Source organism: Mesorhizobium sp. FG116 (assembly GCF_057809835.1).
On sequence record NZ_JBMDKS010000015.1, the window covers coordinates 70420 to 94284 of the forward strand.

The window sequence follows — 23865 nt, forward strand, 5'->3', positions numbered from 1 at the left end:
ACCTCTCGAATGAGGTCAGTTCTTTGACAATGGCCAGACGCGAAAGCGGGCGTGGCGATGAATAAGCATATCCATCTCTTCGTCATCCTAGGGCGGAGCAGGCCGAAGGCCGTTGCGGAGACCCTGGGATCCATGCCGTGACCAAACGGCAGCGCGCAAAGGGTGAAGAAGACGGCTCCCCACTGTGAAACATCGCGAATGTCCCAACCCTCACGGCATGGATCCTCGGGTCGCGCCTCTCGCTACGCTCAGGCTTGCCCGAGGATGACGAAAGGAAGGGACCTTCCACTCGACAAGGCGCACTTCCACAACACATCACTTCCGCTGACGGGTTGGTTCAACCGAATTCGTGTGACAGGGCAGGGCCGGCCACCTACATACCGGGCTTCCTGAAGGGTGATGCATGTCTACCGAATCGATACCTGTAAAATCCGCATCAAGTGCGTTCTGGCAAGGTGTTCGCTTAGCCACTCCAGCGGTTGTGGCGCTGATTCCGTTCGGCGTCTTGTTTGGTGCGATTGCCGTTGATAACGGGTTTTCCTTTTTTGAAGCGGTCCTGATGAGCGCTACCATATTCGGCGGTGCAAGCCAGATGGTGGGTATTGAACTATTCGGTCATCACTTCGCCCCTTGGTTGATCGTGCTGTCGATATTTGCGGTTAATTTCCGACATATTCTCTATTCCGCCTCGATCGGTCGTCGCCTTTCACACTGGCCGCTTCCAAAACAGGCCGTCGCCTATTTCCTGCTCACCGATCCGCAATATGCCTTTGCTGAAAGCGAGGCTCAGTCCGGTCGCAAGATCGGGTTTGGCTGGTATCTGGGTGCCGGGCTTGCCGTCTATGCGGCGTGGGTCTCGTTGACCGCTATGGGCGCTTTCTTCGGCAACATGATTCCTGATCTGAGTGCGCTCGGCATCGATTTCCTGCTGCCGATCTATTTCCTCGGGCTGGTGATGGACTTCCGCAAGCGGCCCTTGTGGCTGCCCATCGTGATCGTCAGCGGGATCGCCTCAATCATCGCCTACAAGACAGTCGGCTCGCCGTGGCATGTGTCGCTCGGCGCGCTGGCGGGCGTTGCACTTGCCGTCATCCTGCCGCCAAGCCGCAGCGGCATTGGCGTCGATCCGGAGCGCATGCCATGAGCACGACATTCTGGATCATCATTGCGGGAGCCATCGCGACCTATCTGACGCGTGTCGGCGGGCATCTCGTCCTGTCGCGGTTCGAAACCATTCATCCGCGCGTCGAAGCCGGCCTCAACGCCGTGCCGGCTGCCGTTTTGACGACGCTTGTCGCGCCGGCTGCACTGGGTGCCGGGCCGGCCGAATGGGCGGCGCTGATCATCTCCGGTCTCGTAGCCCTGCGCGGCGGCCTTATGTCCATGTTCCTGACGGGGGCGGTGGTCCTCATCCTCGCGCGCCAGTTCGTCTCGTAGCTTCAGGTGAGGACGGCCTGCGAAGAGGCTCGGTTCAGCCCTTGGCTTCGTGCGGTAGCGGGGCAGTGGCCTTTTCCAGCCAGGCCAAGACCTCGCCGTCGAGCATCGGGCCGATCTCTTCCAGAACGCGGGCGTGGTAGGCATCAAGCCAGTGCAATTCGTCCCGTGTCATGAGGTCGGGGCGCAGAAGCCGGCTGTCGAAAGGCGCAAGCGTCAGAGTTTCGAAGCCGTGCATGGCGATGTCGCCGCCGGGCAGGCTGTCAGCCGGGTCGACCACGATGAGGTTTTCCAGCCGGATGCCGTAGTGGCCTTCCTTGTAGTAGCCCGGCTCGTTGGAAAGCATCATGCCCTCAAGCAGCTTCTCCGTTCCGGTGCGGGCAATGCGCTGCGGGCCTTCATGCACGGCGAGATAAGAGCCGACGCCGTGGCCAGTTCCGTGGGCATAGTCGAGGCCACGTTGCCACAGCGCCATTCGAGCAACGGCGTCGATTTCCGAGCCGCGCGTGCCGGCGGGGAAGCGCAGGGTCGAAATGCCGATCAGGCCCTTCAGCACCAGCGTGTAGCGCTCGCGCATCTCCTCGGTCGGCTGGCCGACGGGAACGGTTCGGGTGATGTCGGTGGTGCCGTCCTGATATTGCGCACCTGAATCGAGCAGGAAAAGCTCACCTTCCGCCAGTTTGCGGCTGGTGGCGCGCGAGACGCGGTAATGCATGATCGCGCCGTTGGGACCGGCACCCGAGATGGTGTCGAACGAGACGTCGCGCAGCGGCATCTGCGTTTCCTCGCCGGTGAGGCGGCGGCATTCCTCAAGCTTCGTCACCACCGCGATCTCGTCGAGACTGCCGGGCTGCTGACGGTCGAGCCAGCAAAGCAGCTTGGCGACTGCTGCGCCATCGCGCCGATGAGCGGCGCGGCTGCCTTCGATTTCGGCGCGGTTCTTGGTGGCGCGCGGAATGCGGGCCGGGTCGGTGGCTGCGATGACGGTGCCGCCATTTTTCTCGACCAGCATCCTGAGCTTGTCTGCCGCCAGAATGGGGTCGAGGCCGATTTTCGCTCCGCCGGCCGCAAGGGTAGCAATGGCTGGCTCGAACACCTCAGGTTCCGACAGGCCGGTAAGTTGCGTCAGGTAAGCCACCACTTCGCGCGAGAATTTGCGGCTGTCCATGAACAACTGATGTTTGCCATCGGCTGCTAGGATGGCGAAGCCGAGCGCCAGCGGCGTGTGCGGCACGTCATTGCCGCGGATGTTGAAGGCCCAGGCAATCGAGGATGGGTCGGTGAGGACCGCGTGGGTGGCGCCATCCTTGGCGATTGCCGCTGCGAGGCGCGCAAGCTTGTCCTTGGCCAGTTCGCCGGCGAAGGCGATCGGGTGGATCTCGACTGCGGAGACGGGCGGCTCAGGCTGGTCATCCCAGATGATGTCGATAGGGTTTTTCTCGACGGCGACGAGTTCTGCGCCAACCTTGTCGGCGGAAGCTTGCAGCGCCTTGACCTCGCTCACCGTGTGCAGCCAAGGGTCGAAACCGAGCCGCGTGCTCCTGGCAAGGTTGCTCCTGATCCACACTGGCGGCGGGTTGTCGACAAGGCTTTCGATGGAAAAGATGTCGAGATCGACCTCGGCGCGTACCTGCAGCGTGTAGCGGCCATCGACGAAGACGAAGGCCCGTTTGGCGAGGATGAGTGCAATGCCGGCGGAGCCGGAAAAGCCGGTCAGCCAGCGCAGGCGCGCGGCGCGCGCCGGGACATATTCGCCTTGATGCTCGTCCGCGCGGGGCACCAGGAAGCCGTCCAACCCGTTGGCGGCAAGCCATTCGCGCAGCCTGGCGACGCGGGGCTTGCCAACGGAGGGATCGCCGGCCGAATCGAAGGACTGGAACATGGGTGCAGCTCTTTGAAAGATGGATTGGCCGGACCGTAGCCGCGAGGGAGCGGACTGGCAATTGTCGAGGGGTGGTCCAGATCAGCGCTTGAGGTGGATGGTGACCCAACCTTCGAGATGAAGCGTGCGGATGTGCCGGAAGCCTTGCGCGATGTAGGCGTCGAGCACGGCGTCGTGCTGGCGGTCGAGGATGCCGGAAAGCACCAGCGATCCGCTAGGCTGGAGATGCGCGGCCATGTCCGGCGCGATTTCCATCAGCGGGCCGGCGAGGATGTTGGCGACGATGAGCGCGAAGGGGCCGCGATTGGCAAATACAGGGTGGTCGAAGCCGGTGGCGGTGGCGCTTTCGACCAGATTCGAAGCATTGTTGAGCTTGACGTTTGCCGTTGCGACCTCGGTGGCGACTGGATCGATGTCGGTTGCCAGCACCGGGATAGCGGCGAGTTTGGCGAGCGCGATGGCAAGGACTGCGCTGCCGGTGCCAAGGTCGAGTGCGTTCTTCGGATGCTCCGCCTCGACCACGCTTTCAAGCATTTCGAGGCAGCCGGCAGTGGTGCCGTGATGGCCGGTGCCAAAGGCAAGGCCGGCCTCGATTTCAATTGGGATGTCGCCGGGCTTGATCTGGTCGCGGTCGTGCGCGCCGTGGACGAAGAAGCGCCCCGCGCGGACCGGCTTCAACCCCTCCAGCGACTTGGCAACCCAGTCGATGTCAGGCAGGACTTCGCGTTCCAGCGGCTTTTCGACGGAGAGGGAAGTGAGCAGATCGCGCAGTTGTGCCGCGACCGCATCGACATCGCCCTCGGCATAGAGGGAGATTTCGTGGAGGTCGCGATCCTCGTCCAGTTCGAGGACGGAGATCGGCCAGCCGTCTTCCTCGAAGGCGGTTTCCATGGCGGCGAAGATGCGTTCGGCCTCGGCCTTCGACGTGGTCAAATGGAAGCGCGTCTGGGTCATGGGCGACGAATGTCTCGCGTTGGTTGGTCAGCCTTCCGCAGCAAGCCGTTTCAACTTGGCGATGGCGTTGCTTGAACTCTCGCCATAAGCGATGGTGCCGGCAAAGTCACCCTTGGCGTTCAACAGAAGAACGGAAGCGGTGTGGTCCATCGTGTAGTCGCTGTCTTCGGTTGGGACCTTCTTGGCATAGATGCCGAAGGCCTTGGCCATGGCTTCGACCTTCGCCGGTTCGCCGGTGATGCCGACGATGCGGTCCGAGAAGTTGGAGATGTAAGTTTTCATAATCTCCGGTGTGTCGCGCTCGGGGTCGATGGAGATGAAATAGGCCTTGATGTCCTTGCCCTCATCGCCCAGCGCGTTCAGCCAGCCGGCCATTTCGAACAGCGTAGTGGGGCAGACTTCGGGGCAATGGGTGAAGCCGAAGAAGACGGCGCTCGGATGCCCGCGCAGCGCGGCCTCGGTGATAGGTTCGCCGGTCTGGTCGGTAAGGGCGAAGGGTGCGCCGAAGGGCTCGCCGCCGTAGTGTGTGTCGTACCAGCTATAGGTGAGCCAGCCGATTCCGGCTGTCATCAGGACGAGGATTCCGATGAGGATGGATCGCATCATGAGAGGAATTCCGCAATGAACCGTTGGCGAGACAATTAGCGTGTTGCGCGACACGAGCATACGCGCCGTGATGCCGCAACAGCGCAATACCGGCAAGCACGCTTGCAATTTGACGGCGCGCACACCAATTGAATTTTCCGTGAATGCAACCAGGGAGCGTTCCTTGCGAGATTTCATCAGGCGGTATCTGACCGGCGGCATTGCCGCTTTGGACATCCTCACAGGGACAGGCGGCGTCCTTGCACAAGAGGTCGGCAAGGTCGGCGTCGACTGGCTGGGCAATGATATCGTCATTGAGGCGATCAAGGATCCGAAGGTGGAAGGCGTGACCTGTCACGTTTCCTACTTCGACCGTGGCGTTATCGACCGCCTGCAAAAGGGCAACTGGTTCGAAGACCCTTCCGATTCCTCGATTTCCTGCCGCCAGACCGGGCCGATCAAGATCGGCGACATCGATCTTGGTGAAGAAGGCGAAGAGGTTTTCAAACAGGGCATCAGCCTGATCTGGAAGAAGCAGGTGGTGAACCGCATCTACGACAAGACCAACGATACCCTCATTTATCTGTCGCATTCGCGCCAGGTGCAGGACGGATCGGCCAAGATGTCGATCACCTCTGTCCCGCTTTACGGGCAGACGGTGGAATGGACGAAAGGCAAGCCGCAGTAGATGGCTTGCGGCTGAACGGGCGGCGTCGTAGAGCCGAGCGATGACCGACCAACCGACGCCAAGAGACAGCGAACCGCGTATTCATCCGACATCGGAACTGAAAGGCTGCCGGCTGGCGCCCTTCAGTTCCGTAGGCGAGCGAGTGGTGCTGCGCGAGGTTACTGTCGGGGCCTTCACTTATTTCGAACGACACTCGGAAGCCATCTATACGACGCTCGGCAAGTTCTGTTCGGTCGCCGCCAATGCCCGCATCAATGCGCTCGAACATCCCATCGAACGGCTGACGCAGCACAAGATCAGTTACCGGCCGAACGAGTACTTCCGCTATCTCGGTGTCGATGACGCCTTTCGGGAACGACGGCAGGCGAAGGCAGTGACCATCGGCCATGATGTATGGGTCGGACATGGTGCGGTCGTGATGCCGGGCGTGAGCATCGGCAACGGAGCGGTGATCGGTGCCAATTCGGTCGTGACGCGCGATGTGGCGGCTTACAGCATCGTGGCAGGCTCTCCGGCGCGGGTACTGCGGTTGCGTTTTCCGGCAGAAGTCGCAGCGCGCATCGAGCGGTTGGCATGGTGGGATTGGCCGGTTGAGAAGCTTGGCATCGCAATCCCCGACATGCAGGCCTTGCCGATCGAAGCTTTCCTTGATCGCTGGGAAGGCGATCCTGTCTGACCGATTGCGTGGTAACCACGTCGGTTAACGTAAAAGATTAGCGTTAAAAATTGGAAAATAGATTGTATTGTGAAGACAATGCAATCTGTAATTGCGTCTCCTGTTTTTGATTGTATTCTGATCTCGGAGGTAATCGTTGGAAGTTGAAGGAAACACTGTCAGCAACAAAGGAGAAAGTCATGAACAAGATCACTGTTGTACTTGCTGTCGCAGCCGTTTCCTTCTGGACCGTTGGGGCCCAGGCCGGTGGCTGGGGCGCGACGGGTGGTAATCACGGCCTGTCGAGCGGCTTGATCAATGTCTCGCCCTCAGTGGGGCTTGGCAATGTCAGCGTGCTGAACGGGATCGGAAACGACAACGCAATTTTGAGCGGCAATGTCGTTTCCGGTATCTTGAACGGTAACAAGACCAACGTCGGCAACGGCATCAACGGCGTGCTGAACGGGGTCGGCGTAAACCTGCTCGGTGGCAACAGCTACACAATGGGCAACAAGCACCATTGAGCTGGGTCGCATGGATGCCGGGCGTGAAGGGTTTCGAGCCTGACACACCTTGAAGCCGGCAGCCGGCACCCGTGCGGGCAGGGGAGCGTCACACGCTCTCCCGCCGCTCTTTCTCGAGAGCTTTGGTACGGTTCAGATGTCGGCGCTTAGGCCGATGAAGGCATCAATCGTGTTTTCTTCCACGTCGATGACAGTCTTGAAGGTTCTCGATAGGTCAACGCGCACCACCGCCTTGAACGGGGTGTTGAATGCGTAGGTCGCTTCGGCGTAGAGACCGCGGCTGCGCTCCTCGTTTTTGAACAAAAGGTTCTGCTTAAGTTCGCAAAAGGCGCCGGAGGCGAGTGTGAACCTTTCGCTGATTTTCCAGCCAAGTTCCAATTCGGCTCGATTAAGCCATGAGGCGAGGGGATCGTCGCTATCGGTTGTTTCGTAGTGGCCGAACCATGAGCCGCGCAGTTCGAATCCGTGCGGCAAGGGTTGCGTTCCTCGTATCTGCCATGTCGGTTTGATCTCGCTGTATATCTCTTGCGTGCCGCGCAGCCATTCGAGACCGAAAGCCGTAGCCAAACTTGCACCGTTTTCCAGCTGAACGACAAACTCCGCCTTTGCTGCAGCAAGTGTGAAGGAAAGTGAAACCGGAGGAAAGCCGAGGGGTTCCACGGACATGACAAGGGTCGAGAACGAGCCACCGAAGGCAAGGGTTCCGACCGTGCGGGTGACGCGGGCCAGAAGTCCAAGGCGGTTCGTGTCCGGGTCGAGGCGAGTGGCCGGCAGGAGATTGTTCTCGAAGCGGGTGAGGCCGGTTGTCTCAAAACTTTCAGAGACTTCGAAGATCAAGGCCGTGTTGCGATCGAGGGCGATGCCGAGTTGCGTCTGAGCGTTCAGTTGCTGCTTCAGGGCACGGGTGCCGATGACAATCGCGCCGAGGTCCAGGTCGTCGCCGTTGCTTATCGCTCGGTAGCCAAGTGACCCGCGCAGTTCCAGCGTTGGGGACAAGCGGTGGAAGGCGTGAGCAGACATCGAAAGCGCCGTGTCGTCTTCAATGGCAACGCGATCGTGCCGGGTTGCCTCGAATGCTGTGGCGATGCCAACATTGGCGTCGGCATCTCCCCATTGGCGTTCCAGTGAGCCGCGCAACAATGTGAGCCAATCCGTCACAGACCGATCGCTGTCGAGAGCATTGCTGGTCCGGTGCCGCTCGACTGTTGTAGCAGAGAAGGGCTTTGCCGGTTCGGCCTGTGCTGCCGTGGCAAGGGCGAACACTACGAGTGCGCCGAAATGGAACTTTGTCTGTTGCCATTCCTTTCGCTGTGAAGCTGGGGTCATAGAAAGGCCGCCGGGCTTTCTGACCCCTTCCGCCATGCGGGGGTGGCGCGGCGGAAGGGGCCGGAGGTTACCGCCTGAAGCGGAAGGAACAGGCTCTCTTGCCTGCAACACGACTTTCCCACAACCATCATAAATTGCCGTATAGATACAATACTCCTTTTAGTTGTACTAAGTTGTGGCTAAAATTGCGGCGGAACGGAACCCGAGGACAGGTGAGGCGGTTCTTCCGGCGGAAGAAACGAGGCTCGCTTCATGTTCGAAAAGCAGTTCACCAAGGCGGCAAATGCCGTTGCCTACCTTACCGGCTTGCCGCTGACCTTTGCGCTGTGCGTGGCTGTGGTGGTGGCATGGGCGGCGAGCGGGCCGATTTTCGGCTTTTCCGACACCTGGCAACTGATCATCAACACCGGAACGACGATCATAACCTTTCTCATGGTGTTCCTGATCCAGAACACGCAGAACCGGGACGGGGCGGCGATCCAGGCCAAGCTGGACGAACTGATCAGGGTAAGTCAGGGGCACAACCACTTCATCGGCATTGAGCACCTGACCGAATCGGAGGTGGAGGAAATCCGCCGCAAATGCGAGGAGGCTGCCAAGCGCCACGACGAGGAATTGGCAAACAAGGTGGCGTCCAAGACCGCATGCAAGATGGTTTCGCGCAAGCAGGCTGCGTGAGGTTGAACGGGCCATTCTTGCGCATGAGTGTCGGGTTTTTCGCTGGCTGTGCGTCCTTGGGTCGAGAGGCAGGATTGGGTAGCCTCACAAAGCAACCGGAGCCGGCCAATGATCCCCACCATCACCGCCTTTGAAAATTCGCCCGACCAAGGCCAGGGACAGGCGCGCGACATGCGCGTTCGCTGGGCGTTCGAGGAAGTCGGCCAACCTTATGACGTGCGTGTTGTTTCGTTTGCCGGGCTGAAGAAGGCGGAACACCGGACGCTGCAGCCGTTCGGGCAGATACCGACCTTTGAGGCGGGCGACCTTGCCTTGTTCGAGAGTGGCGCGATCGTGCTGCATATCGCGGAGACCCACGCTGGACTGCTGCCTGAGGACGCGAACGGGCGGGCGAGGGCGATCATGTGGATGTTTGCCGCCGTCAGCACAATTGAGCCGCCCATCGTCGAGGAGGAAATGACCGGCTATGTGGAGGCTGACAAGCCCTGGTACGAGGCGCGCCTGCTGATTATGCACGACCGTATCCGGAGACGGCTTGGTGAACTGTCGCTGCGCCTTGGCGATGCCGACTGGCTGGACGGCGCGTTCAGCGCCGGCGACCTGATGATGGTAATGGTGCTGCGCCGGTTGAATGGATCGGACCTTCTGGCGGAATTTCCGAGCCTTCTGGCATATGTTGCGAGAGGCGAAGCGCGGCCCGCCTTCCAGCGGGCGTTCGCCGCGCAACTGGAGGTTTTCGAGGCCGCGTCGAAGCACAAGTAGCGCATTGGCCATCGGCAGGGGAGGATAGTCGTGGCGAAACACCGGATCTACACAACCAGCGTTGCCAGCGTTTATCCCTTCTATGTCGCGAAGGCAGAGAAGAAGGGCCGTACGAAATCCGAGGTGGACGAGATCATCTGCTGGCTGACCGGCTATGACCGGCAGGCGCTGCAAGGCGAACTGGACAAGCGGACCGACTTCGAGACGTTCTTTGCGGCTGCGCCTGCGATGAACGCTTCGCGCAGCCTTATCAAGGGTGTGGTCTGCGGTGTGCGGGTGGAGGACATTGAGGAGCCGACCATGCGCGAAATCCGCTACCTCGACAAGCTGATCGACGAGCTTGCGCGGGGTAAGGCGATGGACAAGATCCTGCGCTAGCAATGATCCGCGAAAGCAAAGGCCGATCCGTTTTTTGCCGAACATGTTCCAAGGCGCGCCGCGATCTTTCAGATTGAATATAGCTGTCTGTCTTACCCGTCCTCCTTCGTGCCGGGTGTCGGGTCCAGACATCGAATTGCCGGATGAGCTACGACGGGCGAGGAAAGGTCACGACCCGCAAGTGTCCCCGGCGCGCGGGCGGATGCATCGCTTCGCTGAGCGACATGGCGGTTGAGCGCCGCTCGAACGCTGCCCGGCGCTGGGCAACCGCGATCTTCCTGGACACAGGCTCGACCAGTTCCTTGAGCATGTCGTCCGCCTCGGATACCGCTTGCCTGAACGCCATCGCCCGCCGCAACAGGTCGAGCCGCTTCAGCCTGAGTTCTGTATCGGCCTGCGAGCCAAGGGCGAGGATCATTTGCGCGGCGCGCAGGCGGACCGATGCGGCGTCGATCTCGAAATCGTCCAGCACCCATGCGGCATGCAGGAGCCGCCGAACCGCTTCATGAAGCTGGCCGGTCTGCTCGTCGATATACGCCCTGCGCATGAAGCGTGTCGCCAAATCCGGCATGTTCTCGGACAGGCCGGATTCGATGAAGCCGATCTCCCTGACGACGTCGGCTTCCTCGGCGGTTGCCTCGGAAAGGTTGCGCGCCACGTAAAGGCAGTTCGGGCATTCCTGCAACCATGCGGACATGGTGTAGCGCGCCCGCGGCGGTGGCCTGCCGTCGAGGTCGGCAGAACCGGAGTTGGTGACGCTTCCAAGCTCTTCATGCATGCTCACTTCGCCGCAGCGGGCGCATGCGACCTTGACCGGGCGATACATCGTCATCCTGCGTTGTTTCCGTCCTCTGGTTGTCGGTTTCATCAACTCCCGCATCATGGCGGTGGCAGGTAATATGGGTGACGCAGGGCGGACATACACGCAATTTTGTGCTGCATTCCGCGAAGGCCGCACTCAGCGCGGGACCGCCTTGCGCGGCGCCCTTTTCCAGGCGTACTTGCGGTGCGTTTCATCATCGCTACGCCAGCTTTCGCGTCTGGAAGTTCTTTGCCCCGCCCTTAAGCTCCTCGCTTCGCTCGTCGCTGGCGGGGACCCCGATGAATGGCCAGACGGCTGGCCAAGGTTCGTGCTTTATCATTGCCACGCCCGGCGAAAGCCGTCTGGCCATTGTCAAAGAACTGACCTCGCTTGAGAGGTCGGGAGGACGGGCGGCCGTTCGGTCGCTCGTTTAGTTAAGTAGTGCGGCCTTGCGGCCGCCCGTCCGGTGGCTTCCCTCAACCGGTGCAACGGCCATGCGGCGAGTGATCGCCGGCAACACGATGCCCGGTTCGAGGGCCGAACTTAGGGGTTCATCACCCAGCCGCCTACCGCAGACGACCAGCCCGGCACCGTCGCCCTTCCCTGATCCCCGGTCCGGACCAGGTCTCCCGCAAGGGCGATGGGAGGATTATGGGCGAGGTGCGGAGGATGTGGATAAAAATTTTTGATGGGCGCTTTGCGCGGGGGGGCGACGTCGAATGTATGGAACGTCTGATTGGGGCCGATCCCGGACTGATCTGTTCTGAACAAGAAGCAGAGAAAGCAGCCGTTCGGCTGTCGACCCTCTTTCCTGTCATAAGCAGGCCAACTACGATTGCTCAAAAGCGGTCATTCCTGATTTGATACCGGTGGCGGCAAGTTCAGTTTTCCGGTCTGGTGCCCTTGGGTCTGCGGCCGTGGCACTTTTTGAACTTGATCCCGCTGCCGCAGGGGCACGGATCATTCCGCCCCGCGTTGGACGTTGCACGCACAGGCGTCGGCCTAAAGGCCAGCTCTTGTGGCGCAAAAACTGCTTGCGCCCTCATCCGATCTGCCTCGGCATAGATTGGGGCATTCTCTTCGGAAAATGATCCAGGCTTGCTGACTGGGAAGGTATAAGCCGTCGCGTAGGTCCCGTCAGACATCGCGACCACCATTAGTCCGGTGACGCTAACCCCTGCCATGGCAAGCGCCGCAGCAGCAGCCTTGTCATGAATCTTGTTCCAGTCGACTCTCTCCCCAAACCGCTGCATCCAGATGAAAAGCCAGTCCTGTTCGCTCGACCCGAATAGGACATAGCGTGCCGGATTGTGGTTTAGTGATTTCCGCAGCTCCGCCAGCTTTGCGGCAAGATCGTTCCGCCCCTCCTCGCTGAGGTCCCGTATTCGGCTTTCAGCCAGTAGCCATCGGGGGGCCCGGCTGCCGTTAAGTGCGGCAAGGATTTTCAGGACCTCGTCTGGAAAGACTTGCGTCGGAAACGGTCCGGCTTCCCAGTCCTGCCCCTCGAAGCTCCGATCAACCTCGGCGCTCATGCCGTCCCACACGACGAAGTCAGCGTCCTTCAGCTGGTTTGCCATGTCGTGGTCAAAGCGGTTCTTCTTGAGATATGCGCCCAGATGGTCAAGCTCATCAAAAAGGTGGGCTCCCCGCAGGGTCGCCACCGCCTGCCGTACCTCCATGTAGTGGGCAAACTGGCCGGGCGTCGGCAGCAGTCGCCGCAGGACGAATAAATCATCGATGGAAAGGGACACGAAACCGTGCCGCCCTAGCAGAGGCACTATTTGCGGCAGTTCCTTGCAGTATGCGGAAAATGGCGAGAACGACTCAACTGTCAACCCGATAGGTACCATAACCCGATAGTCGGCCTGCCGTATCCGAGCAAACTCGACGTACTTGCCACCCTCAAGGTGGTAGAGGGGAACCTCGTCGGCAGACGTGAGATAGTTGAAGAAGCGCTCGCACTGCTTATAGGCCTTAATAACAAGGTCCTGCACGGACTGGACATGGCGGGCGAAGTCGAGTGCCGGCGAGGCGATCGTCGCTGCCGCTCCTGCCTTGGCCTCGACAAGGTACATGACATCATCGATGAGAATGAGCGTATCGTTTTCCGACCACTGCTTGGTGAGCGGGTCGCGGTAATAGACTCCCTGGAAAACCGACGCGCCGGGCAATTGCTCGCTTAGTATATCAGCGAAGGCCGCCTCGCTCATTGCCTTCTGCCGCTCGTTGAAAGCGGCTTTGTAGTCAGGTTTCCGCTGCAGTAGGTTGAACAAGAGCGCCCGGTAACCCGCGTCGCGCGTAAAGCACGGATCTATGGCGTAGTAGTCCGAGCCGAGCAGGATCAACGGCTTCTTACGGGCAGGCAGAGTCCGGTAGGGAGTCCCAGCAAGGTCGCCCGGAGCGAAGAATTCTACCTCCTCCCCCCTCCGGTATGCGAGGTCCGCAAGCAACTTGGCAGGAAGCTTTGTGTGGCGGCTGACGTTTGCTACTCCGCCGCGGAACATGTCGTCGATCGCGGACCGCGCGGTAGACAACTGGCTGGCGTTGGCCTCGGTCCAGATCTTCATCGCCTCGTCTATGCCGACGCCCTGTTCTTCCTGAATGGCTTGAACGGCGTCAAAGCTCTCTGTCATCCTAAAGATGGCGTCCGAGTGACCTGAGCGGGTCGTTTCGGACATCGCCTGAAAGCCTGCCGCGATGTCCTCAGCACCCACCCCGTAGACCTCGTTCAGAAGGTCGTCGTGCGGTGCCAGCACATAGCGGTAGAATTCACCTTCAAGGACTTGATAGCGATTCCCCCGAAGCAGGACCCATGCGGTTTTCGCGCGGTACTCGACGTCCGCCGTGTTGGGACCGAAGGCGCCATCCTTCGTATCCGCGGAGGTGGCCATGGCGTAGAGCATGGCATTTTGGCGCAGTTTCCGACTGATGTCGTAAAGCTCCGCGCACTTGGCCTCGTCGAAAGCCACCTGTTCCGGGAGCGGGTCCGACGCGAGGACTGCGTGCACGTACTCAAGCAGGAACTGGTTATCGTTGATAAGATCGTCGGGTGCTGCGGGTTTTGAGGTTTCCTCAGGCTGAACGCCGACATCCTGCTCCAACAAGACTTTCAGTAGGTACTGCGCGTAAATGTAGCCCAGCAGGTCTTGTGGCGGCATGCTGACGATGAGCTCCCGCATACGCGTAGCCGCCGTTTCCATATCCTTCAGCAGAGAAGCCGCAGCTTCCCGACGCTGCGCTTCCGCGTTGTTACCCGTTTCCGTCATGGAGCCCTCCGGACATAGTGTGGCACAGATGGATAGGTTTGGCTTGCACCGCTAGCCCGCTGCCCGCTCGAACCATTCAATGACGAGTGCGCAATAGGGCGAATGTCCGTGTTGACTAGGCTGGCACCTAGATGCTGCCAGTCCGCTTCCCACCCCATCTTGGACATCCCTACAGGACGCTGCCTATCGCCAGTACAATCGGCGGAATCGGGGCGTAAACCAGTTGTTATGACTCGCGACGGCGGTTTTGAACCTACGCCCTCTCAAACCGGCGTGACAAACCCATCCAGCACTTTTTTCTGGCCGGCGCGGTCGAAGTCGATGGTGAGCTTGTTGCCTTCGATGGCCGCGATGTTGCCGTTGCCGAATTTCTGGTGGAAGACGCGGTCGCCGACATTGAAGGGCGAGGGGGCGTCGGCGACGGATTTGGCGACCAGTTCGCCTTCGATGGTGCGGCTCTTGACCGACCCGCGCCCCGCGCCGTAGCCGGAATCGGTTTCGCCATAGCCGATGCGCTCGACCGCGTGACCGGAGCGCGTGCCCCAGTTGCGGTCGGTCGCTTCGGTGCGGTTTGCCTGAGCGCGCTGCCAGCCCGGCGTGGCATAGGTGTTAGAGAAGGAGCCGCCTTGATTTGCGCTCTGGTCGCCGCGCGCGGTGCGTCCGCCTGAAGGCGAGCCGAGGCTGTCGAAGCGCGATGCGCCGTAAGGGTTCTGGCGTCCGCCACGCCCGGAGGCGAAGGACGAGCCGCCGTAAGAATTGCCATAGCCGCCATAGGAATTGCCGGCTTCGGCCACCTCGACATGTGCTTCCGGCAGTTCTTCCAGAAAGCGCGAGGGTATGGTGGACTGCCACAGGCCGTGGATGCGGCGGTTTGACACGAACCAGATGTGCAGGTTTTTCTTGGCGCGGGTGAGGCCGACATAGGCAAGGCGGCGCTCTTCCTCCAGCCCGGAGCGGCCGCCTTCATCCAGCGCGCGCTGGTGGGGGAACAGGCCTTCTTCCCAGCCGGGCAGGAACACGGTTTCGAATTCTAGGCCCTTGGCGGAATGAAGCGTCATGATGGAGACGGCGTCGAGGTCCTCGTTCTGCTCGGCATCCATGACGAGTGCGACATGTTCGAGGAAGGAGCGCAGCGATTCGTAATCCTCCATCGAGCGGATCAGCTCTTTGAGGTTTTCCAGTCGCCCCGGTGCGTCGGCGGAGCGGTCGTTCTTCCACATGTCGGTGTAGCCGCTCTCTTCGAGGATGGTCTCGGCGAGTTCGGTGTGCGGCGTGGTGTCGATGAGGCTTTGCCAGCGGGCGAAATTGGCCGCGACCTCGCGCAGAGCCGCGCGGGGCTTGGGCTTCAGCTCGTCGCTTTCGGCAAGCTTGCCGGCGGCTTCCAGCATCGGCACGCGCAAGGCCCGCGCCGTGTCGTGGATCTGGCGGATGGCGGATTCGCCAAGGCCGCGCTTCGGCACGTTGACGATGCGCTCGAAGGCGAGGTCGTCGGTGGGGTTGGCGACGGTGCGCAGGTAGGCCAGCGCATCGCGGATTTCCTGGCGCTCGTAGAAGCGCGGGCCGCCGATGACGCGGTAGTTCAGGCCGATCTCGATGAAACGGTCTTCGAAGGAGCGCATCTGGAAGGAGGCGCGCACGAGGATCGCCATGTCGTTGAGCGGATGCTTGCCGCGCTGGTAGGCCTCGATGGTCTCGCCGACGGCGCGGGCTTCCTCGTCGGAATCCCAGGCGGCATGGACGTTGACCTTGGCGTCCTCCGGGTCCGGCCGGTCGGTGAACAGGGTTTTGCCCAACCGCCCCTCATTGTGGGAAATGAGGTGCGAGGCTGCGCCGAGGATGTGGGCCGTGGAGCGGTAGTTGCGCTCCAGCCGGATGACGGTGGCGCCGGGGAAATCCTTCTCGAAGCGCAGGATGTTGTCCACCTCCGCGCCGCGCCAGCCGTAGATCGATTGATCGTCGTCGCCCACGCAGCAGATGTTTACGCTCACGGCCGAGCGCTCGCTTCGCTCGCTGGCCTGCGCGGGCGCGCCCGAAACGTCGGGCGGGCGGCGGTCGCCGCCTCGGCCTGCGGCCGGGACACTGGCAGATTGCTTTGGCCTCTGGGCCAGCAGGCGCAGCCACATATATTGGGCGGTGTTGGTGTCCTGATACTCGTCGACGAGGATGTATTTGAATTTGTTGTGGTATTCGGCCAGCACGTCGTGGTGGGCGCGGAAGATGCGGATCGGATGGCACAAAAGGTCGCCGAAATCGCAGGCGTTCAGCGTCGTCAGGCGGTCCTGATAGGCCTTGTAGAGTTCCCGGCCACGGCCATTGGCGAAGGCGCGGGCGTCGCCTTCCGGAATGTCGGCGGGGCCTAGGCCCTTGTTCTTCCAGCCGTCGATCATCTGGGCGAAGGTGCGCGGCGCCCAGCGCTTGTCGTCCAGCCCTTCGGCCTGGATCAACTGCTTGATGAGACGGATGACGTCGTCGGTGTCGAGGATGGTGAAGTCGGAGCGCAGGCCGGCGAGTTCGGCGTGACGGCGCAGGAGTTTGACGCCGATGGAGTGGAAGGTGCCGAGCCACGGCATGCCTTCGATGGCTTCGCCGACCAGCATGCCGATGCGATGCTTCATCTCGCGCGCGGCCTTGTTGGTGAAGGTGACGGCGAGGATCTGGCTCGGCCACGCCCTGCCGGTAGCGAGGATATGCGCGATGCGGGTGGTGAGCACGCGCGTCTTGCCGGTGCCGGCGCCGGCGAGCACGAGGACGGGGCCTTCGGTGGTTTCGACGGCCTTGCGCTGTTCGGGGTTGAGGCCGCTCAGGTAATCGGGCGGGCCGCTCTGGCCGTGACGTGCGGCCATGGCGCGCGCGGCGATGCCGGTGGGCGCGGACGATCCCCCCGCAGCAGCAGGCCGCCGCGCAGGTTCGTCAAAGAATGGCATGTCGTCGTCTGGAAAACCGGACATCTGGTGCGAATGTAGTGATTCGGGCCAGAAAGGCCAGCGGTGTTGGTGTTTTGTTCACGCTGGGATTCAGGTGAGGGCGGCCTGCAAATGGGCGATAGAGCGTTTCCGGAAATCCACACCGTGCAAGCTTATCGGCACGGAAGGCGAGTTTGGCCTTGCCCCTGCGGCCTAGTCGTTTAAGTCTGTCGCGGTCAAAGCGCGCATCGATGGCCCGCGTTGTGTCGGGGCCTGCTGGCGACAAGGGACGAGGAATGGACGACAATTTCGACAAGGCCGGCATTGCGGTCATCATCGTGTTCGGCGCGCTTATCCTTGGCGGCCTGATGGCCGCCAATCTGGTGGCGGGCGACCGAAACGGCTTTCTTTTCGCGCTGGGCGCTGCCTTCGCGGCGTGGATTGCCGGCCATGTGGTCCTGTTCGACATGCCGCGCGTCTATGCGGTGCTGATCGCCATTGCCGCGCTGATGGCGGTTGCCTCGACGGTTTCCTTCACGTTCTAGGATTAAAGGGTCCCGACCCTAGAAGCGGTAGCTTCTTGCGTTCCGCTGCAAGCGCGCGTGCTTGAGGATGGCGCGCCAGCGAACCATGTCGAAGGGGATCGGCTCGCGGTTGGAGGTGATCTCGAAGATGCGGTTTTCGAGGTTCTTCAGCGAACGCCAGAAGTCATAGTCCGACAGGCGGGGGTCGGCGGCGAGCCGCTCGGCTTCCAGCCGGACGCTTCTTGCCGCTCCGCGCCGCGGCTGCCTGGTCGGCAGATCGTTTTGCGTGTCCATGACACTGGAGTGACCGCCGCGGCGATTCGATGCAAACCGAACGCGCCGTCATCCCCATGTTTATGCCTGCGCCCGTGCCCTGTTCAGGCAGGCTTCCTGCGGATGCCGATGGAGCGGCCCGCTCGCTCTGGCCGTGGGAGGACGGCGTGGGCGGCGTGCATCGCTTCGAGATTGGCCGCGATATCCGGCGGGAAGGATGCGACCTTGGGGCCGCTCATGTCGACATGCAGCGACATCGATTCGGAAGTGGCGGCGAGCCAGCCGTCGACGTGGCGGATTTCCTGATAGGCGTGGAGGCGCTTGGCATCCCAGTCGAGCAAATGGAAGGAGACGTTGACCTTGTGGTCGAGGTGGATTTCCTGGACGTAGCAGACATGCACTTCCGCCGTGTAGATGGTGAACTTGCGCTCCCTGGCGTAGGTCGGGCCCATGCCCAGCAACTCGAATGCCTCGTCGGAGCCGCGATCGAACAGCACGTTGTAATAAGCCATGTTGAGGTGGCCGTTATAGTCGATCCAGTCCTTCTCGATATCCATCACGCGCGAGATCAAAGGGGCAGCGGTCATGCGGGGCAGGTCTCCATTCGACATTTGATGTGCTGGACAACACGGTTTGAAAGGCACAGTACGGATCGATAGACGCGTGGCAAGGGGCGGGGCTCGCCCATTCGCGGAGGACACATGGCTCTTAGCGACCTGATGGCGGTGGAACGCAACGAGGAAGGCATCGCCGCCGTTCTCGGAATTCTCAAGCAGAGGTTTGGCGAACGTTTCCAAACCGGCCAATCGATCCGCGAACAACACGGACATACCACGACCTATATTCCGAACCAGGTGCCGGACGGCGTGGTGTTTCCCGAGACGACGGCGGAAGTGCAGGACGTGGTGCGGGCCTGCGCCGAGCATCGCGTTCCAGTGATCGCCTTTGGCGTGGGGTCTTCGCTTGAAGGGCATGTGAATGCGCCGGGCGGCGGCATTTCGCTCGATACGTCGCGGATGAACCGCATTCTGGCCGTCAATGCGGAAGACCTCGACTGCACGGTGGAGCCGGGCGTTACCCGCGAAGACTTGAACAAATATCTGCGCGATACCGGTCTGTTTTTCCCGATCGATCCGGGCGCGAACGCCTCGCTGGGCGGCATGGCGGCGACACGGGCATCCGGCACCAACGCCGTTCGCTACGGCACCATGCGTGAGAGCGTGCTGTCGCTGACGGCGGTGATGGCCAATGGCGAGACGGTGACGACGGCCAAGCGGGCGAAGAAAAGCTCCGCCGGCTACGACCTGACGCGGCTGCTGGTCGGCTCGGAGGGCACGCTCGGCATCATCACCTCGCTGACCTTGCGGCTGCAGGGCATACCGCAGGCGATTTCAGGCGGGGTGTGCCCGTTCTCGACATTGGACGCGGCCTGCCAGGCGGTGATCGCGACGATCCAGATGGGCATTCCGGTGGCGCGGATCGAACTGGTGAACGGCCTACAGATGCGGGCGATGAAGAACTATTCGAAGCTCGATTACCCGGAGGGTCCGTGCCTGTTCCTCGAGTTCCACGGCAGCGATGCCAGCGTGGCCGAGCAGGCGGAGAGTTTCGGCATGATCGCCGAGGAGCAGGGAGGCGGGCCGTTTTTGTGGACGAGCGTGGCGGAGGAGCGCGCCAAGCTGTGGGATGCGCGCCACAACGCCTACTGGGCTTCGCTGACGCTGAGGCCGGGAGCGAAAGGGCTTTCGACGGATGTATGCGTGCCGATTTCCCGGTTGGCGGAATGCGTCGCCGAGACCGAGGCCGACATTGCCGAAATGGAGCTGATCGCGCCGATCGTTGGTCATGCCGGCGACGGCAATTTCCATACGCTGGTGCTGATGGACCCGAACGACCGGGCCGAGATCGCCAAGGTGGAGGCATTTGTGGCGCGGCTGAACATGCGTGCTATCGCCATGGACGGCACCTGTACCGGCGAGCACGGCATAGGGCAGGGCAAGGCCGGCTTCCTGCGCCATGAGCTCGGCCACGGCGTTGATGTGATGCGCACGATCAAGCAGGCGCTCGATCCGCTCAACATCCTCAATCCAGGGAAGATCGTGCGGGTGGATGCTTGAGGTGATTTGACGAGCCGAATGAAGGGTAGTGCGAACAGTTCCAAGCTAGTGCTGCCCCTCATCCGGCACTTCGGGCCACCTTCTCCCCGTAAAACGGGGAGAAGGAAACAGAGCCTTTCGATTGCCTCTTTATCGACACGCCGATGCAGGTAGAGTGCGCCGAACCTAATCGAATGATCGAGGCTGATGCTCGCACGCCTATTTGTGATCGTTGGCGGCCTGTTCGTGCTGGTGCTTATTGCAGCGCTGGCCGTGCCGCCATTCATTGACTGGAAGGGCTATCGCGCCGATTTCGAGCGCGAGGCAAGTGCCGTGCTTGGCCGCAAGGTGACGGTGCGCGGCGATGCGACAGCACGGCTTTTGCCATTCCCCTCCGTGACCTTTTCCGATGTCGCGGTGGCAGGCGGGCCGGATGGCCAACCGGCGATGACGGTCGAAACGTTTTCGATGGATGCGGAGCTTGCGCCATTCCTGCGCGGCGAAGTGCTGATCTTCGACATGCGGCTGGTGCGGCCGAAAGGCACGATCGATGTCGGTGCGGACGGCGCCATCGACTGGACGGTGCGGCCATCTTCACCCTTTGACGCCAGCCAGATCGCCATTGAGAAGCTGACCATCACCGACGGCGAAATTGAGCTTCACCATGGAGCAGGCGGGCGCAGCCATGTTCTCTCCGAGATAAACTCGACAGTTTCGGCAAAGTCGCTGGTCGGGCCTTGGCGGCTCGATGGGTCGCTTCTGTTCGACGGCCTGCGCAGTGCGGTAACCGCCTCGACCGGACGGGTTTCCGAAGACGGGCAGATGCGGCTTCGGTTGCGGCTCGACCCGGACGCCTATCCGCTGACCATCGAGACCGACGGCAATGCGCATGTGGAAAACGGCGCTTTGCTCTATGCCGGCCAGTTCAAGATGCTGGAGGACGACAAGGGCGAAGTGACCCTGCGCGATGGCAGCGGGGAGGCGGTCAAGGTCAGCGATGCCAAGGCAGAGCCCGGCTACCGGCTGAACGGCAAGTTCAACCTGGACCACAAGCAGCTTGCCATCGACGAATTCCGCTTCGAGACGGGACCGCTCGACAATCCCTACACCGCCGATGGCACAGCCTCGATCGACTATGGCGACGAGCCGCGCTTCCGTATCGAGGCTTCCGGGGCGCAGGTGCAATTTGACGAAGCCGTGGGTGCAGAGGCGAAATCCGGGCTGACGCTGGCGGAGCGGGTGAGTGGCCTTGAAAAGGCGCTGCTGAAAATACCGCGGCCGACCATTCCGGGTTCCGTCGAGGTCAAGCTTCCGGCGGTGGTGGCTGGCGATACGACGATCCGCGACGTGCATTTTTCGGCGGAGCCGGCCGAAGGCGGCTGGACGGTTCATTCTCTGGGCGCGACGTTGCCCGGCCGCTCGACGCTGGAAGCGGCGGGCAAGCTCAGCACGGGCGATGCGTTCGGCTTCAGGGGCTCGCTGCTGTTGGCGGTGGCGCAGCCTTCCGGTTTTGCCGCCTGGCTTTCCAAGGATGTGGACGAGGCGATCAGGCGCTTGCCCGGAGCTGGTTTCAAGGCTGATGTGGACATTACCAACGGCCAGCAGACGTTCAGCAACCTCGAACTCATCCTCGGCAAGGCGAAGTTCAACGGCAGTATCGAGGCCAAGGAGCCGGGCGAGGCGCGGCCTTCCGTGGCGATGCAATTGAAGGGCGGCCAACTGGACGTGGAAGGGTTGGCGGCATTCGCCTCCATCTTCGTCAGCGACAAGGGGGCGAACCGCTTTGCCGACCATGATCTCGATTTCCAGATCGTGGCCGGGCCGGTGGATGCCGGCGGCATGACCGCCGACAAGGTCGATACGCAGCTTAGGCTGCGCGAGGGCGTGCTGGAGGTGGATCGGCTTGCGGTGACGGGCCTTGCCGGCGCGTCGATCAGCGCGACGGGCCGGATCAAGGATTTTCCGGCCAGCCCGACCGGAAACCTTGATGCCACGGTGGTGGCGGTCGATCTCGCGCCGCTGATCGATGTCGCTGCGGAGCGCTATCCCGGCAATGCCGTGCTGAAAGGGCTGGCTGAGCGCGCCAAGGTCTATGGCGGCCTGTTCGAGGATGCGCGCATCGACCTTGTGACAAGTGCAGCCGAAAATGGCGATGGCACGACAGGCCTTGCGCTTTCCGCGCAAGGAGCTGCGGGCGGTTCCGCCTTTTCGGCAACGCTTTCGGCGCAGGGCAAGATGACGGAGTTTGCCAAAGCCCCGCTGGCGCTGACATTCAACGCCCGCAACGACGACGCCACGGCGCTTCTGGCGCTCTATGGCCTGCCCGCGCTGCCGCTTGGCCTGACCGGCGCAGGCACGACCGACATTGCCGCCAAGGGCACGCTCGGCGAAGGCCTGGCGACAACCGCCAGCCTGAGCGGCGAAGATTTCAAGGCCGGTTTCGACGGCAGCGTAGCGGTTTCCGCCCAAGGTCCGGCAATCAAGGGCAAGGTGAGCCTGGAAGCCGCCGACATCGAGCCGTGGCTGATGACGACGGGCGTGGCGCTGCCCGGCATGGGCACCGGCACATCGACGACGTTCAACGCCGAGGCAGACTATGCCAACGGGTTGCTGGTGCTGGGCGGGCTGACGGGCGCGGTGAACGAAATCGCGGTTTCCGGCGACATCAACGCGGCGATAAGGGGCGGCAAGCCGCTCCTGACCGGGGCCGTTGTCGTTGACGAGGTCGATCTCGATCCGGCGGCGGTAATGCTGTTCGGTGACGCTTCGTTCACGCAGGCACCGAAAGGCTGGCCGACGGCGCCATTTGCGCAGGCGTCGGCGGTGCCGTTCAATGCCGAACTCGACATCAGCACGGCGACGCTGGCGGCCGGGCGCTTTGCCACGGCCTATGACGCGGCATTTTCCGTGAAGCTCGATGATGACGGGCTTCGCGTTTCCAGCCTGAAGGCAAAGCTGTTCGGCGGCGAGCTTTCCGGCATGTTCGACTTGAAAAACACAGATGGAACCGGCCTGCTCAACGGGCAGATGACAGTTTCGGGCGCGGATTTGAGCGCGGCGCTGCCCAACGGGGGCATTTCCGGCAGCGGCAATTTCTCCTCCTCGGTCTCGACCAGCGGCAAGTCGGTGGATGGCATGATCGCTGCGCTGTCCGGCTCGGGCACGGCAACGCTGAAGGGCGTGACGGTCGAGAACCTCAATGCGGACGCGTTGCCGGCATTTCTGGCCAAGGCGGATGAGATCGGGCGCGACATCAATGCCGCGCAGACTTCGGCTTTCGCGCCGGCAATCGCGGCGCAGGGCAGTTTTCCGGCGCAGGATGCCGATATCGCGTTCACCGTCGCCAACGGCATATTGCGCGCGCCGCCGGTGACATTCGCCAATGCGGCTTCGCAGCTGACTGCCGATCTCAGCGCCGACCTTGCGGCGGGAACGGTGGCGGCGCGTGGAACGATTGCCTACAAGGCCGGCGACGATGCGCTGGTCGGGTCCGAGCCGGCGCTGAATTTCGCGATCGAGGGAACGCCAGCCGCGACGACGCGCAGCTTCGACAGCGCGCCGCTGGCGCAATTCCTGACGCAACGTGCGCTGGAAAAGGAACAGCAGCGGGTTGAAGCGATGCAGGCCGTGCTCCTGGAAAAGCAGAGGCTGAGGCGCGAGGCTCGTTACTACGCCGCCTTGCAGACGGAGCGCGAGCGGGCGGCGGAGGAACTGCGGAGGCAAGAGGAGGAAGCGCGGCTGAAGGCCGAGGCCGAGGCGAAAGCCGCGGAAGAGGCTCGGCTGAAGGCGGAAGCGGAAGCAAAAGCTGCTGCGGAAGCGGAGGCTGCCGCGAAGGCTGAGGCGGACGCGAAGGCCGCGGATGAGGCTGCGAAGGCCGAAGCCGACCAGAGGGCGCGCGAGGAGGCGGAGCGTCAGAAGGCCGAACAGGCGATGCGCCAGGCAGAGGCGGAGCGGGCAAGGCTGGAAGCCGAGCGCAACAAGGCGACGCAATTGCCCGGCGTGGAGCGAAAGCCGCTGCCGCCTGCCAACGACAACGCACCCGCGCAGGGGACTGCACCGCAGCAGAATGCGGAGCCGTTCTCGTTGGAGAATCTGCTGAAATCGCTCGATGGCGGCTGAGTTGTAGGGCTGCCGA

The 23865-nt window shown here is 62.0% G+C and carries 20 protein-coding genes; 11 read left to right on the forward strand and 9 right to left on the reverse strand.

Annotated elements, in window-relative coordinates; translation table 11 throughout:
- The first annotated feature begins 403 nt into the window (after positions 1-403).
- Both ACODTY_RS13495 and ACODTY_RS13500 read left to right on the forward strand, forming a co-directional pair.
- On the forward strand, positions 404-1144 hold the full coding sequence (locus ACODTY_RS13495; RefSeq protein WP_488994765.1) for an AzlC family ABC transporter permease: 741 nt from the start codon (positions 404-406) through the stop codon (positions 1142-1144).
- Positions 1141-1437 carry an AzlD family protein gene (locus ACODTY_RS13500; RefSeq protein ID WP_488994766.1) on the forward strand — a complete coding sequence of 99 codons (297 nt, stop codon included), beginning with the start codon at positions 1141-1143 and terminating at the stop codon, positions 1435-1437. The genes ACODTY_RS13495 and ACODTY_RS13500 overlap by 4 nt, the downstream gene beginning before the upstream one ends.
- A 34-nt stretch (positions 1438-1471) precedes the next feature.
- On the opposite strand, the gene ACODTY_RS13505 is transcribed toward ACODTY_RS13500, so the two are convergent.
- From ACODTY_RS13505 to ACODTY_RS13515, 3 genes are all read right to left on the reverse strand, one after another.
- Positions 1472-3316: an aminopeptidase P family protein gene (locus tag ACODTY_RS13505; RefSeq protein ID WP_488994767.1), complete on the reverse strand. Its 1845-nt coding sequence runs from the start codon at positions 3314-3316 to the stop codon at positions 1472-1474.
- Positions 3317-3397: 81 nt separating this feature from the next.
- On the reverse strand, positions 3398-4270 hold the full coding sequence (locus ACODTY_RS13510; RefSeq protein ID WP_488994768.1) for a 50S ribosomal protein L11 methyltransferase: 873 nt from the start codon (positions 4268-4270) through the stop codon (positions 3398-3400).
- Between the two features lie 27 nt (positions 4271-4297).
- On the reverse strand, positions 4298-4876 hold the full coding sequence (locus ACODTY_RS13515; protein WP_488994769.1) for an SCO family protein: 579 nt from the start codon (positions 4874-4876) through the stop codon (positions 4298-4300).
- Positions 4877-5063: 187 nt separating this feature from the next.
- Between ACODTY_RS13515 and ACODTY_RS13520 the strand changes: the two genes are divergently transcribed.
- From ACODTY_RS13520 to ACODTY_RS13530, 3 genes are all read left to right on the forward strand, one after another.
- Positions 5064-5543, forward strand: a complete 480-nt coding sequence (locus ACODTY_RS13520; protein ID WP_488994811.1) for a CreA family protein — start codon at positions 5064-5066, stop codon at positions 5541-5543.
- Positions 5544-5583: 40 nt separating this feature from the next.
- Complete coding sequence (locus tag ACODTY_RS13525) at positions 5584-6219, forward strand: DapH/DapD/GlmU-related protein (protein ID WP_488994770.1); 636 nt, start codon at positions 5584-5586, stop codon at positions 6217-6219.
- A 179-nt stretch (positions 6220-6398) separates the two neighbouring features.
- Positions 6399-6722 (forward strand): hypothetical protein, encoded by a 324-nt coding sequence (locus ACODTY_RS13530; protein ID WP_488994771.1) that lies wholly within the window; start codon positions 6399-6401, stop codon positions 6720-6722.
- 132 nt (positions 6723-6854) lie between these two features.
- Here the strand turns inward: ACODTY_RS13530 and ACODTY_RS13535 are convergent, their stop codons facing one another.
- On the reverse strand, positions 6855-8084 hold the full coding sequence (locus ACODTY_RS13535) for a hypothetical protein (RefSeq protein WP_488994772.1): 1230 nt from the start codon (positions 8082-8084) through the stop codon (positions 6855-6857).
- A 216-nt stretch (positions 8085-8300) separates the two neighbouring features.
- Between ACODTY_RS13535 and ACODTY_RS13540 the strand changes: the two genes are divergently transcribed.
- From ACODTY_RS13540 to ACODTY_RS13550, 3 genes are all read left to right on the forward strand, one after another.
- Entirely contained in the window at positions 8301-8726 is a 426-nt protein-coding gene (locus ACODTY_RS13540) for a low affinity iron permease family protein (protein ID WP_488994773.1), read from the forward strand.
- Positions 8727-8834: 108 nt separating this feature from the next.
- Positions 8835-9488 carry a glutathione S-transferase family protein gene (locus ACODTY_RS13545; RefSeq protein WP_488994774.1) on the forward strand — a complete coding sequence of 218 codons (654 nt, stop codon included), beginning with the start codon at positions 8835-8837 and terminating at the stop codon, positions 9486-9488.
- A 30-nt stretch (positions 9489-9518) separates the two neighbouring features.
- Entirely contained in the window at positions 9519-9866 is a 348-nt protein-coding gene (locus tag ACODTY_RS13550) for a DUF2200 domain-containing protein (protein WP_488994775.1), read from the forward strand.
- 148 nt (positions 9867-10014) lie between these two features.
- On the opposite strand, the gene ACODTY_RS13555 is transcribed toward ACODTY_RS13550, so the two are convergent.
- The 3 genes from ACODTY_RS13555 to ACODTY_RS13565 form a co-directional block, all read right to left on the reverse strand.
- Positions 10015-10698 (reverse strand): hypothetical protein, encoded by a 684-nt coding sequence (locus tag ACODTY_RS13555; protein WP_488994776.1) that lies wholly within the window; start codon positions 10696-10698, stop codon positions 10015-10017.
- Between the two features lie 851 nt (positions 10699-11549).
- Positions 11550-13934, reverse strand: coding sequence for a YecA/YgfB family protein (locus tag ACODTY_RS13560; RefSeq protein ID WP_488994777.1), 2385 nt, complete (start codon positions 13932-13934; stop codon positions 11550-11552).
- A 263-nt stretch (positions 13935-14197) separates the two neighbouring features.
- Positions 14198-16882 carry an ATP-dependent helicase gene (locus ACODTY_RS13565; protein WP_488994778.1) on the reverse strand — a complete coding sequence of 895 codons (2685 nt, stop codon included), beginning with the start codon at positions 16880-16882 and terminating at the stop codon, positions 14198-14200.
- A 251-nt stretch (positions 16883-17133) separates the two neighbouring features.
- Here ACODTY_RS13565 and ACODTY_RS13570 point away from each other — a divergent pair, with 251 nt between their 5' ends.
- The gene (locus ACODTY_RS13570; protein WP_488994779.1) at positions 17134-17382 is read left to right on the forward strand and encodes a hypothetical protein; all 249 of its coding nucleotides are present in this window, start codon (positions 17134-17136) and stop codon (positions 17380-17382) included.
- An 18-nt stretch (positions 17383-17400) separates the two neighbouring features.
- On the opposite strand, the gene ACODTY_RS13575 is transcribed toward ACODTY_RS13570, so the two are convergent.
- Both ACODTY_RS13575 and ACODTY_RS13580 read right to left on the reverse strand, forming a co-directional pair.
- The gene (locus ACODTY_RS13575; RefSeq protein WP_488994780.1) at positions 17401-17655 is read right to left on the reverse strand and encodes a hypothetical protein; all 255 of its coding nucleotides are present in this window, start codon (positions 17653-17655) and stop codon (positions 17401-17403) included.
- 83 nt (positions 17656-17738) lie between these two features.
- Entirely contained in the window at positions 17739-18221 is a 483-nt protein-coding gene (locus ACODTY_RS13580) for a thioesterase family protein (protein WP_488994781.1), read from the reverse strand.
- A 114-nt stretch (positions 18222-18335) separates the two neighbouring features.
- On the opposite strand from ACODTY_RS13580, the gene ACODTY_RS13585 reads away from it, so the two are divergent.
- Positions 18336-19751, forward strand: coding sequence for an FAD-binding oxidoreductase (locus ACODTY_RS13585; RefSeq protein WP_488994782.1), 1416 nt, complete (start codon positions 18336-18338; stop codon positions 19749-19751).
- 186 nt (positions 19752-19937) lie between these two features.
- Positions 19938-23849 carry an AsmA family protein gene (locus ACODTY_RS13590; RefSeq protein WP_488994783.1) on the forward strand — a complete coding sequence of 1304 codons (3912 nt, stop codon included), beginning with the start codon at positions 19938-19940 and terminating at the stop codon, positions 23847-23849.
- The last annotated feature ends 16 nt before the right edge of the window (positions 23850-23865 follow it).